Origin of the sequence: Natronomonas sp. (assembly GCF_036625485.1) — an archaeon.
Taxonomy (GTDB): domain Archaea; phylum Halobacteriota; class Halobacteria; order Halobacteriales; family Haloarculaceae; genus Natronomonas.
In genome coordinates this window covers 1-14,606 of sequence record NZ_JAZKTR010000054.1, presented here as the reverse complement: position 1 = coordinate 14,606, position 14,606 = coordinate 1, and the positions used below count along the sequence as shown (strand labels likewise).

The 14,606-nt window shown below is 65.8% G+C and carries 16 protein-coding genes; 6 read left to right on the top strand and 10 right to left on the bottom strand.

Features of this window, described 5'->3' with window-relative positions:
- Window positions 1–980 (bottom strand): dihydrolipoyl dehydrogenase family protein (locus V5A53_RS07325; RefSeq protein ID WP_332312933.1); only part of this gene is annotated, 980 nt, incomplete at its 3' end.
- Window positions 981–1,105: 125 nt separating this feature from the next.
- Between V5A53_RS07325 and serB the strand changes: the two genes are divergently transcribed.
- Together serB and V5A53_RS07315 are read left to right on the top strand one after the other, a co-directional pair.
- Window positions 1,106–1,738 carry a phosphoserine phosphatase SerB gene (gene serB / locus V5A53_RS07320; RefSeq protein WP_332312932.1) on the top strand — a complete coding sequence of 211 codons (633 nt, stop codon included), beginning with the start codon at window positions 1,106–1,108 and terminating at the stop codon, window positions 1,736–1,738.
- A 68-nt stretch (window positions 1,739–1,806) separates the two neighbouring features.
- Entirely contained in the window at window positions 1,807–2,073 is a 267-nt protein-coding gene (locus V5A53_RS07315) for a hypothetical protein (RefSeq protein WP_332312931.1), read from the top strand.
- 6 nt (window positions 2,074–2,079) lie between these two features.
- On the opposite strand, the gene V5A53_RS07310 is transcribed toward V5A53_RS07315, so the two are convergent.
- From V5A53_RS07310 to V5A53_RS07290, 5 genes are all read right to left on the bottom strand, one after another.
- Complete coding sequence (locus V5A53_RS07310; protein WP_332312930.1) at window positions 2,080–3,366, bottom strand: O-acetylhomoserine aminocarboxypropyltransferase/cysteine synthase family protein; 1,287 nt, start codon at window positions 3,364–3,366, stop codon at window positions 2,080–2,082.
- A 154-nt stretch (window positions 3,367–3,520) separates the two neighbouring features.
- The gene (gene metX / locus V5A53_RS07305) at window positions 3,521–4,729 is read right to left on the bottom strand and encodes a homoserine O-acetyltransferase MetX (protein WP_332312929.1); all 1,209 of its coding nucleotides are present in this window, start codon (window positions 4,727–4,729) and stop codon (window positions 3,521–3,523) included.
- Window positions 4,726–6,024 (bottom strand): O-acetylhomoserine aminocarboxypropyltransferase/cysteine synthase family protein, encoded by a 1,299-nt coding sequence (locus V5A53_RS07300; RefSeq protein ID WP_332312928.1) that lies wholly within the window; start codon window positions 6,022–6,024, stop codon window positions 4,726–4,728. Before V5A53_RS07300 ends, metX begins: the two co-directional genes overlap by 4 nt.
- A gap of 149 nt (window positions 6,025–6,173) precedes the next feature.
- Window positions 6,174–6,566: a DUF5611 family protein gene (locus V5A53_RS07295; RefSeq protein WP_332312927.1), complete on the bottom strand. Its 393-nt coding sequence runs from the start codon at window positions 6,564–6,566 to the stop codon at window positions 6,174–6,176.
- A 48-nt stretch (window positions 6,567–6,614) separates the two neighbouring features.
- Window positions 6,615–7,382: a DUF7093 family protein gene (locus V5A53_RS07290; RefSeq protein WP_332312926.1), complete on the bottom strand. Its 768-nt coding sequence runs from the start codon at window positions 7,380–7,382 to the stop codon at window positions 6,615–6,617.
- 97 nt (window positions 7,383–7,479) lie between these two features.
- Here V5A53_RS07290 and V5A53_RS07285 point away from each other — a divergent pair, with 97 nt between their 5' ends.
- Together V5A53_RS07285 and ygfZ are read left to right on the top strand one after the other, a co-directional pair.
- Complete coding sequence (locus V5A53_RS07285) at window positions 7,480–7,785, top strand: DUF6432 family protein (RefSeq protein WP_332312925.1); 306 nt, start codon at window positions 7,480–7,482, stop codon at window positions 7,783–7,785.
- 49 nt (window positions 7,786–7,834) lie between these two features.
- The gene (ygfZ, locus tag V5A53_RS07280; RefSeq protein ID WP_332312924.1) at window positions 7,835–8,917 is read left to right on the top strand and encodes a CAF17-like 4Fe-4S cluster assembly/insertion protein YgfZ; all 1,083 of its coding nucleotides are present in this window, start codon (window positions 7,835–7,837) and stop codon (window positions 8,915–8,917) included.
- Here the strand turns inward: ygfZ and V5A53_RS07275 are convergent, their stop codons facing one another.
- Together V5A53_RS07275 and V5A53_RS07270 are read right to left on the bottom strand one after the other, a co-directional pair.
- Entirely contained in the window at window positions 8,918–10,762 is a 1,845-nt protein-coding gene (locus V5A53_RS07275) for a ribosome biogenesis/translation initiation ATPase RLI (protein ID WP_332312923.1), read from the bottom strand.
- The gene (locus V5A53_RS07270; protein WP_332312922.1) at window positions 10,762–11,079 is read right to left on the bottom strand and encodes an EMC6-like membrane protein; all 318 of its coding nucleotides are present in this window, start codon (window positions 11,077–11,079) and stop codon (window positions 10,762–10,764) included. The genes V5A53_RS07275 and V5A53_RS07270 overlap by 1 nt, the downstream gene beginning before the upstream one ends.
- Before the next feature lie 116 nt (window positions 11,080–11,195).
- Here V5A53_RS07270 and V5A53_RS07265 point away from each other — a divergent pair, with 116 nt between their 5' ends.
- Entirely contained in the window at window positions 11,196–11,477 is a 282-nt protein-coding gene (locus V5A53_RS07265) for a helix-turn-helix transcriptional regulator (protein WP_332312921.1), read from the top strand.
- A gap of 265 nt (window positions 11,478–11,742) precedes the next feature.
- On the opposite strand, the gene V5A53_RS07260 is transcribed toward V5A53_RS07265, so the two are convergent.
- Both V5A53_RS07260 and V5A53_RS07255 read right to left on the bottom strand, forming a co-directional pair.
- Window positions 11,743–12,156 carry a hypothetical protein gene (locus V5A53_RS07260; protein WP_332312920.1) on the bottom strand — a complete coding sequence of 138 codons (414 nt, stop codon included), beginning with the start codon at window positions 12,154–12,156 and terminating at the stop codon, window positions 11,743–11,745.
- Window positions 12,157–12,325: 169 nt separating this feature from the next.
- Entirely contained in the window at window positions 12,326–14,179 is a 1,854-nt protein-coding gene (locus V5A53_RS07255; protein ID WP_332312919.1) for a PINc/VapC family ATPase, read from the bottom strand.
- A 101-nt stretch (window positions 14,180–14,280) separates the two neighbouring features.
- Here V5A53_RS07255 and V5A53_RS07250 point away from each other — a divergent pair.
- Window positions 14,281–14,606: M20/M25/M40 family metallo-hydrolase (locus tag V5A53_RS07250; protein WP_332312934.1), on the top strand; the 326-nt coding region annotated here is incomplete at its 3' end.

Genomic DNA, 14,606 nt, shown 5'->3' with positions numbered 1-14,606 from the left:
TGTGCGAGCATCGGTTCGCCGGCCACGTCGCCGACGGCGAAGATGTGCTCGACGTCGGTGCGGGCCTGATGGTCCGTCTCGAGGAAGCCGGCGTCGTTCGGTTCGAGCCCGGCTTCCTCGGGAGCGACCGTGTCGGTGACGGCCTGTCGGCCGACGGCGACCAGCACCTTCTCGGCGTCGTACTCGAAGGTCTCGCCGTCCTCGGTTTCGGTGGTTATGTGGGCGTTGCCGCCGACCTCCTCCCAGCCCTGTGCGGCCTCGCCGAAGTGGAAGTCGATGCCCAACTCCTCGGCACGGCCGCGGACGATGCGCTTGACGTCCTCCTGATAGCCCGGGAGGATGTCGTCGAGCATCTCGACGACGGTGACCTCACAGCCGAGTTTGGCCAGCACCGTCGACAGTTCCATGCCGATGTAGCCGCCCCCGACGACGACCATCGACTCGGGGAGTTCGTCGAGGGCCAGCACGTCCTTCGAACTGAGGATGTGCTCGCCGTCGAACTCCAGTCCCGGCAGTTGAATCGGGCGGCTCCCGGTGGCGACGATGGCGTGTTCGAACTCGATAGTTTCGCTGCCCTGCCCCTCGCCCCCGTGGGCGACGCGGGCGGTCTTCTCGTCGACGAGCTCCGCGCGCCCCTCGACGAGGTTGACGCCGTTCGCCTTGCAGAGCTTCTCGACGCCGCTGGTCAACTGGTCGACGACGCCGTCCTTCCAGCCCACCAGCCCCTTGAGGTCGACGTCCGCGCGGGCGTGGATGCCCATCTCCTCGGCGTTGTTGACCTCGTGGGCGAGGTTCGTCCCGTGAATCAGCGCCTTCGAGGGGATGCACCCGTCGTTGAGGCAGGTGCCGCCGTAGGCGTCCTTCTCGACCAGCGTGACGTCGAGTCCCAGTTGTCCGGCGCGGATCGCGGCGACGTAGCCGCCGGGGCCGCCACCGATAATCAATACCTCCGTACCTGTTGCGATATCTCCGACGACCATCCGTTAGCAATCCCCTCGTTCGCCGGGGTTAAAAACTGGCAGGAATTGCCGTTGTGACTGGAAACCCGGCCAACGCCCCCAACCCGAACCGGACGTTTTGTGACCCCCGGACCCCCACAAGCAGTATGCTCATCGCCTTCGACTTCGACGGGACGCTCTCCGATTCGGAGATGACCGTCCTCCTCGGCGAGGAAGCCGGCGTCGCCGACGAGATCGACGAGATCACCGAACAGGCCATGAACGACGAACTCTCCTACGCCGAGAGCCTCTACGCCCGGGCCGAACTGCTCGATGGCCTCTCCGAGGCGAAGGTCGAATCCGCCTTCGACCGCGTGCAACTGCGCCCCGGCGCGGCCGACGTCATCGCCGCCCTCCAGGAGGCGGGCCACCACGTCGCCATCCTCACCGGCGGCTTCGACCGCGGCGTCGCCAAAGCCCTCGAGGCCGAGGGCGTCTCGGTCGACACCATCGTCGCCAACCGCCTGCCGATGCGGAACGGGAAACTCACCGGCGGCGCCGAGGGGCCGCTCATCGAGGGGACGAAGGACGACGCCCTCGACGACCTCGCCGCGGAGGTCGGCGTCGACATGGCCGATACCGTCGCGGTCGGCGACGGCGCCAACGACCTGCCGATGCTGGAAGTCGCGGGCCTCGCCATCGGCTACGAACCCAAGCCGGCGGTTGGGCCACACTGTGACATCATCGTCGACTCGATGACCGACCTGCTGGAGTTGCTCGAAGCCAAGGGCGTCCTGTAGGACGAGCGTTCTCCGATGGTCCTTGCGTCTGACGCGGTTTTATCTCGTCAGACGGCCTACACGCTGCTATGGGACTTCAGGGAGCGCTACTGTGGCCGATCGCCAAAATCGCCGGATGGGTCGACGACAACCCGCTGAGTGCGGTCGGTGTCGTCGTCGCCGTCGGAGCGGTGGCCGCGTTGCTCGTCTCCGCGGACCTCGTATCGAGCGGTGGCGGACAGACGATGACGGGTAGTACCGCCGCGACGGCCATCTCCGAGACCGTCCTTGCCCAACCGGCTTACGCCATCATCGCGCTGGCCGGAATGGCCGTCTTCCTCTTTTACGACGGATAGGCCCGGTCAGGTCGCCTCGTCGATTGCCGCATCGAGGTCCGCGATGATGCTGTCGACGTCCTCCAGCCCGACCGACAGCCGCACGAGGTCGTCGGTGACGCCGCTTGCCTGCTTTTCCTCGTCGGTGAGTTGCTGGTGGGTCGTCGAGGCGGGATGGATGATGAGCGTCTTCGCGTCGCCGACGTTCGCCAGCAGGCTGGCGAGGCCGGTCGATTCGGTGGTCTGCTTTGCGGCCTCGTAGCCGGCCTCCAGCCCGAAGGTGATCATGCCGCCGTAGCCACCGTCGAGGTATTTCGAGGCGTTGTCGTGGGTTTCGTGGCTTTCGAGGCCGGGGTAGGTGACCCACGAGACTTCGGGGTGGTCATCGAGGAATTCGGCGACGGCCATCGCGTTCTCGCAGTGTCGGTCCATCCGGAGCGGGAGCGTCTCGAGGCCCTGGATCGTCGTCCACGCGTCGAAGGGCGCCTGCTGGTTGCCGAGGTCCCGCAGGCCGCGGGTTCGGGCGGTGTAGGCGAAGGCCGCCTCGCCGAACGTCTCCGAGAAGTTGATGCCGTGGTAGGCGGGGTTCGGCTTCGCGATCTCGGGGAAGCGGTCGGCGTGCTCGTCCCACGGGAAGGAGCCGCCGTCGACGAGGATGCCGCCGATGGTCGTCCCGGAGCCGTGGATCCACTTGGTCGTGGAGTTCCAGACGAGGTCGGCGCCGTGTTCGAGCGGGCGGCACAGCGCCGGGGTCGCGAAGGTGTTGTCGACGAACAGCGGCACGCCGTTGTCGTGGGCGATCTCGGCCAGTCGCTCGAAGTCCGGCGTCACCAGCGCGGGGTTGCCGATGGTCTCACAGTGGACGAAGGCGGTGTCCTCGTCGATGGCGTCGGCGTAGGCCTCGTAATCGAGCGTGTCGACGAAGCGGGTTTCGACGCCGCGGCGCTCGACGGTGTGGGTGAGGTAGGTGTAGGTGCCGCCGTACAGCGACGACGCCGAGACGATGTTGTCGCCCGCCGACGCGAGGACGAACGTCGCGAGGTCGAAAGAGGCCATCCCCGAGGAGGTGGCGATGGCGGCGACGCCGCCCTCCAGTGTCGCTAGCCGCTCTTCGAGGACGGCGTTGGTCGGATTCATGATCCGGGAGTAGATGTTCCCCGGCTCCCGGAGGGCGAAGAGGTCCGCGGCGTGTTCGGCGTCTTCGAACTCGTAGGAGGTCGTCTGATAGATCGGCGGTGCGCGAGCGCCCGTCGTCGGGTCGGCTTCCTGTCCCGCGTGCAGCGAGTCGGTGTGCAGGTCGTCTCTGTCGGCCATACCTGATTCGAGACGTGACCTGGGGATAAATACCGACCCTTGCGACAACGCTATCCGGAGTCTATGACGCGGTCATACGGATCGTTGTAGTCGTTTACCGGCGAGCACCCGGTACGGATCGGTGTTCGCCGGTAATTTGTTACAACAATCCGTATCAGTCGGAAAAGAGACTGGTGTGGACGGGAGCGAACTCGTCGCCCGAATCCTCCCGCTCGACGGTATCGGAGACGGCCTTCCCGCGGACGCCCGACGCGAGGAAGTCGTCGACGGGCGGGCCGACGCGGTCGGGTTCGACGAGGAAGGCGTCGTGGCCGTGATCCGAATCGATGACGTGGTGAGCGGTGGTGGTGTCGCTGGCGCGGAAGGCCTCCGCGAGCGATTCGGATTGCTCGGTCGTGAAGTGCCAGTCGCCGGTAAAGGAGATCATCAGGGCCTCGCCGTCGAAGGCCGCCACGGCGTCGGCGTCGTTCTCGTAACCCGAGGCGAGGTCGTAGTTGTCCATCGCCCGCGTGAGGTAGAGATACGAGTTGGCGTCGAACCGCTCGGCGAACTTCTCGCCCTGATAGTCGAGATAGGACTCGACCTCGCGATACGGGAAGAAGCCGGCAGCGGGGTCGGCTGGGAACGTATCGCGTCCGGCGTCCATCCCGGCGGAGCGGCGGCCGAACTTATCTTCCATCGAGGACTTCGAGAGGTACATGATGTGGCCGATCTGTCGGGCCAACGCCAGCCCGTGGGTCGGCGGCTCGTCCTCGTCGCCGTAGTAGTCGCCGCCGTTCCAGTTGGGGTCGGTCGTGATCGAGCGGCGGGCGATGGCATCCAGCGCGAGACACTGGGGGTCGAGTCGGGCGGCCGCGGCGATGACGATGACCCGTTCGACGTGGTCGGGGTGGCGTTTGGCCCAATCGAGGGCGTTCATCCCGCCGACGGAGCCGCCGATGACGGCATGGAGGTTCGGGATTCCCAACTCGTCGAGCAGGCGCCGCTGGGCGCGCGTCCAGTCGCCGACCGTGACGGCGGGGAAGTCGGTGCCCCACGGTTCGCCCGTCTCTGGATTGATGGTCGCCGGCCCCGAGGAACCGTAGCAGGACCCCGGAATGTTCGCACAGATGACGTAGTACTCGGTCGTGTCGACGGCCTTGCCGGGGCCGACGATGTCGTCCCACCACGCGTGGGCCTGCCCCGCGGTATCCGCGCGGCGGCGACTGCCGGCGACGTGGGCGCTACCGGTCAGGGCATGGCAGACGAGGACGGCGTTGTCGCCCGTGAACTCGCCGTAGGTCTCGTAGGCGATTTCGAGGTCGTCGATGGACTCGCCGCATTCGAAGGTGAACTCACCGAGGGAGACTGTTTCCTGTGTCATAGTACGCTATCGAGGTCAGCGATGATGTCGTCGACGTCCTCGACGCCGACCGAGAGTCGAATCAGGTCGGGCGTGACGCCGCTTGCGCGCTGTTCGTCTTCGGTCAACTGGGCGTGAGTCGTCGAGGCGGGATGGATGACAAGCGTGCGTGCGTCACCGATGTTGGCGAGGAACTTCGCTACTTCGGTATCCTCACAGACCCGCTTGCCGGCCTCGTAGCCCCCTTCGGGGCCGAAGGCGATCATGCCGCCGTAGCCACCGTCGAGGTACTTCGAGGCGTTGTCGTGGGTTTCGTGGTCGTCGAGGCCGGGGTAGGTGACCCACGCGACCTCGGGGTGGTCGTCGAGGAATTGGGCGACCGCTCGCGCGTTCTCGCAGTGGCGTTCCATCCGCAACTGGAGAGTCTCGACGCCCTGCAGGGTCGCCCACGCGTCGAATGGGGACTGCTGGTCGCCGAGGGTGCGGGTCGCCCGCTGGCGGGCGGCCATCGTGAGGGCGCGGTCGCCGAACCGCTCGGTGAAGACGACGCCGTCGAAGGCGGGGTTCGGCTTCGCGATCTCGGGGTACTTCTCCGGATACTCGTCGAAGGGAAAGGAGCCGTCGTCGACGAGAATCCCGCCCAGCGTCGTCCCGGAGCCGTGGATCCACTTGGTCGTGGAGTTCCAGACGAGGTCGGCGCCGTGCTCGAGCGGGCGACAGAGCGCGGGGGTGGCGAAGGTGTTGTCGACGAACAGCGGCACGCCGTGGTCGTGGGCCACGTCGGCGATCTCCTCCAGCGGCGGCGTCACCAGCGCGGGGTTGCCGACCGTCTCACAGTGGACGTAGGCGGTGTTCTCGTCGATGGCGTCGGCGTAGGCCTGTGGGTCGAGCGTGTCGACGAATCGGGCCTCGATGCCGCGGCGGCCGGCGGTGTGGGTGAGATAGGTGTGGGTGCCGCCGTAGATGGAGGAGGCCGAAACGACGTTGTCGCCGTTTTCGGCGAGGACGAGCGTCGCGGCGTCGAGTGCGCCCATGCCCGAGGCGGTCGCGAGGGCGTCGGTGCCGCCCTCTAGGGAGGCCAACCGCTCTTCGAGCGCGCGGACGGTCGGATTGGCGATACGAGAATAGACGTTGCCATCGTCCTCCAGCGCGTACCGAGAGGCCGCGATATCGGCGTCCGGAAACTCGTAGGAGGTAGTCTGATAGATCGGCGGCGCGGCGGCGCCCGTCTCGGGGTCCGGTCCCTGCCCGACGTGCAGACACCGGGTGCCGAACCCGAGGCCGTCGCCCCCTCGCTTTCGCTCCTCGTTGCTCATGTATAGTACGCATATCGCTCCGTTCTTCTATAACCACGAGTTACGGCAAGAATTGCTCACCATGCGAGGGCGGCTCACACGGGGCTGTGGCGGGGTTACAACAGCGGCTGTTCGGGGCCGCGCTCCGAAGAAGAACCGTGGATAGTCGTTCAGACGTTGTCGGGTTTTTCAGCGTCGTCCTCGACGGCGCGCTTCATGGACTCACGGCGCGCCTTGGCGTCTCGGCCCGTACACTCCAGCAGGAAGTCGTTTTTCGCGTTGTTGGCGTCCTCGGCGGCGTCGACGTCACCGGTCTCCATGAGGTCCTGGAGGTCCCGTTCGACGAAGTCGACGGCGAGTTTGTCCTTCTTGCCGGAGTATTCGACGGCGCCCGCGACGACCCGCTCGAAGACGGGGTTGTCGGGGTTGCCGACGACGTAGAGGTCGCTGCCTTTGAACTCCTCGGTACCCGTTATTTCGCCGAACATCTCCTCGATTTTCGCTTCGAGGTCGGGGACTCGTTCTTCGAGGTACTCCCCACGACGCATCTTGTACTCTTCCATAGGCGGGCTATTGTGAGCCGACGGTATACCGTTTTCGAGGTGGGAGGACTACTCGTCGTCCTCGACGAGCCACGCCCCACACTCGGGACAGGGGTCGCCGTCGCGATACGACGATTCCGCATCGACCGTGAAGCCACACTCCGGACAGACGATCGTGCCCTCCGGCACCGTGATTCCGGCCAACCGGTCCTCGTCGTCCGCCGGCTCGGGCTCGAACTCGGGTTCCGGGCCGGCGTCGGCGTCCGCCGCGGCTTCCTCGTCGTCTTCGGGGTCGATTGCCGGCTCGTGGGCCGCCACGACGTCCTCGTCGTCGGGCCATTCGCCGGGATCACGCTCCGGTTCGTCGTCGTCGGTCAGGATCTCGGCGTCCTCCTCTTCGGGGTCGCGGTCCTCGATGACTGGCTCCTCCTCCTCGTCGGGCGTCTCGGCGAGTTCGTCTACCGCGGCCGCGGCGTCGGCGGCGGCCTCGTCGGCTTCCTCCTCTTCGGTGTCGTCGAGGACCTCGGCGTCTTCCTCGCCCATGCTTCGGTCGACGACGCCGTCGAAGGCGCCCCCCTCGCCTGCTCCGCCGGCGCTATCGGCACCAGCGCCGCCGTCGATATCGGCCGTCGTCGCGCCCTCGTCGATGTCTACCTCCTCGGAGTCGACGACGGTCGTGACTTCGGTCGTCTCCGAGACGACGCGCTCCTTGCCACAGCGCGTACACTCCTCTATCTCGCGGACGGTCGTGACGACCTCGCTACCCTGCTCTTGGCGCTCCGTTTCGGTTCCGGTCGGCTCGAAGGCGTGGCCGAGTATCGAACATTTGAGTCCCATTGGGGGATTGTGCCCGTGTGGAGGGCATAAAGGTTGAGACACCATGACCGCCTCCTCCCGGCGAACGGTTAAGACGCACCCGGGCCAAGGCCGTCGTATGCAGGCAAAGCGGGAGTACCGGGACCGCGACGAAGCCGAGGTCGCGGTGCTCGACGCGCTCGTCGACCGGAGCGAGGAAGGGATGACGGTCTTCGAACTCCGCGCGGGCGTCGATGTCGACATCGATATCGACGACCTCGAAACCGCGCTGGCGGATCTCAAGGAAGCGGGCCTCATCGACGTCGAAAACGAGGAGGAGGCGATGCGTATCTACCCCGCCGACCGGGTCGTTCCCGAACCGACCAGCAACGACGAAGACGAACCGTCCGTCCTCGAACGGCTCCGGCAGAAACTCGGCCTCTGACGCCCATGACCCGCGGCTGTTTTACCGTGCCGCCACCTTTCGTCCCACAATGACAGTCGTCGAGGACATCCACGCTGCCCACGACGCGACGTTCACCGAACGCGGCGGGCGCCGCGTCGCCGCCCACTACGGCCGTCCCGAGCGCGTCCACCGCGCGGTTCGGAACGTCGTCGGCGTCATGGAGATGGGCTACGGCGTCGTCGAGGTGGTCGGCGACGACCGGGTCGAGTTCGTCGACAACGCCCTCACGAACCGCGTCCCTGCCGAGGACGGCCACGGCGTCTACGCGCTCCTTCTGGACCCGCAGGGCGCCATCGAGACCGATATCTACGTCTATAACGCCGGCGAGAAACTGCTCTGTTTCACGCCGCCCCAGCAGGCCGCTCCCCTGGCCGAGGGGTGGGCAAAAAAGACGTTCATCCAGGACGTCGATATCCGCGTCGCAACCGATGACTTCGGCGTCTTCGGCGTCCACGGCCCGAAAGCCACCGAGAAGATCGCTTCCGTCCTCACCGGCCCCGGCTCCCCCGACGAACCCCTCTCGTTCGTCCGGGGTACCCTCGGCGACTGGGGCGTCACCGTCGTCCGCACCGACGATCTCACTGGCGAGGAAGGCTACGAGGTCATCTGTGCGGCCGAGGACGCCGAGGACGTCTTCGACGCGCTCATCAACCACGGCCTCAACGCCGCGCCCTTCGGCTACGAGACCTACGAGAACCTGACGCTGGAGGCCGGCACACCGCTTTTCGATACCGAACTCGAGGGCAACGTCCCGAACGTCCTCGGCCTCCGGAACGCGCTGGACTTCGAGAAGGGCTGTTACGTCGGCCAGGAGGTCGTCTCCAAGATCGAAAACCAGGGCCGGCCCTCCCGGAAACTGGTCGGCCTTCGGCCCGAGGCGGTCCCCGAGGCCGGCGCCGCCGTCTTCGACGGCGACAGCCACGCCGGCGAGATCACGCGCGCGAGCGACTGCCCAACTATCGACGGTCCAGCAGCGCTCGCGCTGGTGGAGTACGGTCTCGATAGCGAGGAACTCACGACGCGCGTGGATGGCGAGGAGATCGACGCCGACATCGCCGCGCTACCGTTCGTCGAGGGGTCGGCACAGTCGCGGCGGCTGCCGCAGTACTGATTACTCCTCGTCGGTATCGGTCGGCGCGTAGTAGTACTCGCCCTGCTTCTTCTGTTCGCGGTCCTTCTGGGAACCGGGCTTGTTGATACGCGGGCGACCGGTCCGCTCGTCGCGGCGGAAGGTGACATCGAGGTTCGCGAGGAACGTGTTCATCCCCTCGCGCATGCCCATCGGGCGGCCGGCGTGGCCGTGTTCGGCCGGCGTCCCCTCGAAGACCTGCAGGCGGTCCGCAAGCAGGTCGATCATGTAGATGTCGTGGTCGATGACCATCGCCGTCTTGTCGTGGGTCTCGGTGTAGCGCCGAATCGCACGCGTCGCGAGGACGCGCTGTTCGACGTCGAGGTGCGCCGAGGGCTCGTCAAGCAGGTAGAGGTCGGCGTCCTTCGAGAGACACGCCGCGATGGCGACCCGCTGGCGCTCGCCGCCGGAGAGGTCCGGCAGGTTCTGCTCCATGATGCGTTCCAGCTGGAGCGGCTGGGCGATCTCGGTGTTCCAGTAGGAGGTGCCGAAATCGTCCGTGATCGACCGAAGGAACGAGTCGACGCGCATCGGCTGGTCGATCTCGACGTACTGCGGTTTATACGAGATGTCGAGGTCGGCGTCGAAGGCGCCTTCCTCGGGTTCGAGGCGGCCGGCGAGGATCTTCGCGAACGTCGACTTCCCGATGCCGTTGGGGCCGACGATGCCCAGCACCTCGTTGTTCCGGATCTCGCCGCCGTCGATATCGAGGCTGAACTCGCCGTCCCCGTATGTCTTGGTCATGTCGGGGTACTCGACGAGGGTGTCACCGCGCGTCGCCGTTCGGGGGGCGTGTTCCTCGAACTCGATGGCGCCCGGTCGGATGCGCATGTTCTCGTTTTCGAGGTACCCCTCGAGATACTGGTTGATGCCGCCCTTCGTGGACTTCGGCGGCGTGATGACGCCGAAGGCGCCGGGCTCACCGTAGGCGACGTGGAGGGCGTCGGCCAGCAGGTCCAGCACCGCGAGGTCGTGTTCGACGACCAGCATCGAGCGGCCCTCCTCGGAGAGTTCCTGGATCAGCCGTGCGGCCGTCACGCGCTGGCCGATGTCGAGATACGGCGTGATCTCGTCGAGGAAGTAGAAATCAGCGTCCCGGACGACCGTCGCCGCGATGGCCACTCGCTGGAGTTCGCCGCCCGACAGCGTGTCGATGGGCTGGTCGACGATGGGCTCGATGCCGAGCCGTTCGACGATCTGGTCGGCGACACCGCGTTCGTCGACGCCGTCGAGCAGTTCCTGCGTCTCGCCGTCGAACTGCTCGGGAATCTTGTCGACGTACTGCGGTTTGCGGGCGACAGTCACGTCGCCCTCTCGGAGGTCCTCGAGGTAATCCTGCAGGGCCGTCCCGCGGTACTCGTCGAGGACGGTCTCCCAGCTCGGCTCGTCGTTGAAGTCGCCGAGATTCGGCGTGATCTCGCCGGCCAAGATACGGACCGCGGTCGTCTTCCCGATGCCGTTGGGGCCGAGGATACCTGTGACCCGCCCTTCCTGTGGGGCCGGCAGGCCGTAGAGGGAGAATGCGTTCTCGCCGTAGCGATGGGTCGGCTCCTCGTCGAGTTCCTGCGGGAGATTGATGATCTCGATGGCGTCGAACGGGCACTTCTCGACGCAGATCCCGCAGGTTTCGCCCAGACACAGCTCCTCGGAGATCGAGATCTGGTCGGGGCCGCCCGAATACAGGTCGTCGTCATCGTAGCGTTCCTCGCGAGTGACGATACACTCCTCGCCGGTCCGGTTCGGCGGGCAGTAGTTCGCACACTCGTAGTTACACCGGTCCGGCTGACACCGGTCGAGGTCGACGACGGCGATACTGTCGTCCGCCATCAGAGGCTCGCTCCGGTTTCGAGCAGGATTGCCCAGCAGACGAACCAGAGCGCGAAGGTCATGAACGCCACGTACAGGTAATCCTTCGCGCCGAAATCCTCGATGTCGAGCTCGAGGCCCGCCATCTCCAGTACCCGCAACAGCGGGAACTGGACGATGATGGCGGCCGCGAGGACGTAGACGCCGAGCGTATCGCTCGCGCCGCTGGCCACCATCGACGAGATGACGGCGGCGACGACACCAGCGAGACACGCGACCGCAGTGACGGTGACACCACGGACATGCGCTGCTCGACGTTCGGCCGTATCCGTTGCCATATTCATGCGTCCGCGAGCCGTCGCCAAAAGCCGTTCGTTCCCGTGACGTCGGATTCCTCGATTCTCGGACGCCCCCTCAATCTTTATACGGTTGGCTCCCGTTTATATCGGTACAGATGGCCGATTCTGACGGGGAAGAACTTACCGACCTTCCGCCCAGCGCGAAGCTCGTGTACAAGGTGCTTGAGTACAACGGGCCGATGACCCAGAAGGACATCGTCGAGGAGTCCATGCTCTCGGCTCGAACCGTCCGCTACGCGCTCGAACGGCTCGAAGACATCGAAATAGTCTCCGAGGACGTCTACTTCGCCGACGCACGGCAGAACCTCTACGAACTCCAGACCCCCGTAGAGGCCACTGCCGACGGCGGCACTGATACGGCCTGCTGCGACGACTAACACCCACTTTTTACACGAGAACGCGGGTCGCGGCATTGTCGCGACCCGCGTTCTCGGCAAAAACGTGGTGAAAATATGCGCACCTCCTTCCAGCCGCGAGCCTTCGCTTCACTCCGGCTCGCGTTAGTCAGTCGGCGCTACCGGACTCGAGCGCCGTCGGCACTCTCGTCCGGCGAACCGCCTCAGGGGCGCTTTTCAAGCGCCCCACTCGGCGGATGCTTCTGTTGTTTGAGTCCCTGTTTCGATTCGTTGTCCGGCGCCCAGCCTATGCTTCGTAGTAGTCGATATTTCGCGAGCCGAAGGTGGCGAAGCCGGCGATGGTGGTGAGACCGAACGTGACTGGAACGTAGACGAATTCGGGGACCGAAACGACTGCTGTCGCCACTTCCGAGAGGAAGATGATGACGACTGCAGCCGTCAACAGCGCGGCCAGCAAAACGAGAATCGTGTCGATAACGATGGTCGGGACATCCTCGTTCTGTAAGTAGATCGCCCCGTCGAACCCGCCGGGAAGCGCGATGGTGATGCCGACCAGAACCGGCATCAGGAGGGCGAAGCCGATCGGCAACTCGAAGCCCGCCGGCAACACGCCCGACGTGACGACGGCCATCACGATGGCTCCCCACAGAAGAGCACCGAGGCCGAATCCAGCGACTGCGCGGGGAGCGTTAAGCGACATTACTGAAGATACGCGGGGGCGACATTTGTGGGTTGTGCTGGCTGCGCGAACGCTGACACTCTATCTTACTTATAAAAAACCAGGGTAGCCTCCGCCGAGGGTGCGTTCTTCGAACGCCCCCGAAAGCGGTTTCGCGCGCCTGCCTAAAGGTTTGCGGGCGAAAAGCGGCTTACTGCGGAACCACAGTAATCTGCTTGCCGCGGTCGATGGCGGCTTCGAGTTCGTCGGCGATGGCCGACCCGCGGGAGACCTGAATCTCGCCGCCGCGGGAGACGGTGGCGGTAAAGAGGTACTCGCCGTCGGCCTGTACCTCGACGGTGTCGCCGTGGTAGTCGTCGAGCGGGATGATGACGTGACGACTGGTCACGTCGGGTGTGACGATGTCACCCTGCTGGCCGCCGGAGGCGCCCGAACTGGTGGTTCCGGCCTTGCCGCCGGGGCGCTCGTCGAAGGTCTTGACGTCGATGTCGATGCCGAGACGGTCCTCGATCTGGTTGATACGCCCGCCGCCCTTGCCGATGACATACGAGATGTCGTCGTCCTCGACGTAGACGACGGCGGTGTTCGAACCTTTGAGTTCGACGTCGACGTGGCCGTTGGCAACCGAGCGGACCTCTCGCTCGATTTCCTGTTTCGCGACGCGCTCGACGCCGGTTTCGCTGCCCTCGTCGCCTTCGGCGCCTTCGAGGGGGACGGTGACGACCTGGCGGTTGAAGGTGTAGATCTCGTAGGCGGGTTCGCCGGTCTCCCAGTCCTCGATGACGATGACGGGGCGGGCGAGGTCCTCCTCGACGAGGCCGTGGGGGACCTTCACCTCGGTCGTCACGTCGTAGACGGTGTGGACGTCACCCTCCTCGATGTAGACGACGGTGTCGACGACCTGCGGGATCATGCCGAGTTCGACCCGGCCGACGAGGCGCTGGAGGGCGTCGATTGCGCGGGTGGCGTGAACGACGCCGATCATGCCGACGCCGGCCAGCCGCATGTCCGCGAAGGTCTCGAAGTCCGAGGTCTTGCGGACCTCGTCGTAGATGGTGTAGTCCGGCCGGACCATCAAGAGGGAGTCGGCGGTGTTTGCCATCGACCCGCCCAGTTCGGTGTACTGGGTGATCTCGGGGCCGACCTGCAGGTCACGGGGCTTCTCCATGGTCTTGACGGCGAAGCCCTCGTCGTTGAGGAACTCCGCGACGGCCTGTGCGAACGTCGATTTCCCGGCGCCGGGCGCACCCGAGATGAGGACGCCGCGCTGGTGTTCGGTGAAGCGCTCCCGGAGGTCGTCGGCGTGCTCGTAGTCGTCGAGTTCGGTCTTGACGATGGGGCGAACCGCCGTGATCTCGATGGCGTCCGCGAAGGGCGGTTCGGCGACGGCGATACGCATGTCCCGAATCTGGGCGATGGTCATGCCCGGATGGGAGAGTTCGATGAAACCGTCGTTCGAGGACCGGGCGGTGTCGATGACGTCGTTGGCGAACGTGCGCATCTGCTCTTCGCTGAGTGCTTCCTCGCCGATCTTCTCGTAGGCCATATCGCCGATAGCGCCGCGTTTGGCCATCGGTCGGACGCCGGTCTTGAGGTGAACCGACATCGTCTCGTCGTCGAAGTAGGCCTTGATGCCGAGTTCGGTCTCGTCTTCGGTCCGCGGTTCGACGTAGTCGACGTCGAGGCCCTTCGCGCGGGCGACTTCGGCCTGGACGATATCGCTCGTCAGCAGAACCGCGCCGTGTTCCTCCGCGAGGTCGCGAATGAGGGCGTCGATCTCGCCCTCCTCGGCCTCCCGCTTCTCGACTGCTTCGGGCCGTCGGCCGACGTACTCGACCGTGATGGCCCCCTCGTCGGCGAGGTCGGCGAGCCGCTGGAGCTCTTCGAGGCCGTCCCAGCCGCTATCGCGGCCGGCGTTGGCCTGTGCCTCCAGTTCACCGACGACCGCCTCCGCGATGTATACGGTGCCGCTAAAGCCGTCGGCATCAACGCGTTCCGACACGCGGCCGTCGATGACCGCGCTCGTGTCCGGCAAAATCTCCATGCCTTAGCTGGGGTTTCGACGCGTATAAAAACCGTGATGGGCGTGCGAACACCCGTCACGTGGCCCCGGTTCTCAAGTCGCTGGCGGCCGTCGCCGCCGATATGTCGCTTCCCGAGTTGACTCGCGACCTCGTCGCCATCCCCAGCCACGAGGACGAACGCGAGGCGGGTGTCTTCGTCGCCGACTGGCTCCGCGAGCATACCGACGCGTCGGTCGTCCACACCGATGCGGGAAACGTCATCGCCCGGCGGAACGAGGGCGCCGACACGTCCCTCGCGCTGGTCGGCCACCACGACGTGGTGCCGCCGGACGACGACCAGACAGACGAGGACGGCTACGTCGTGATGGAACGGCAGGGACGGCTCTACGGGCGGGGTGCCGCCGACATGAAGGGGAGTCTCGCGGCGGCGATGGTCGCCTTCCGCGA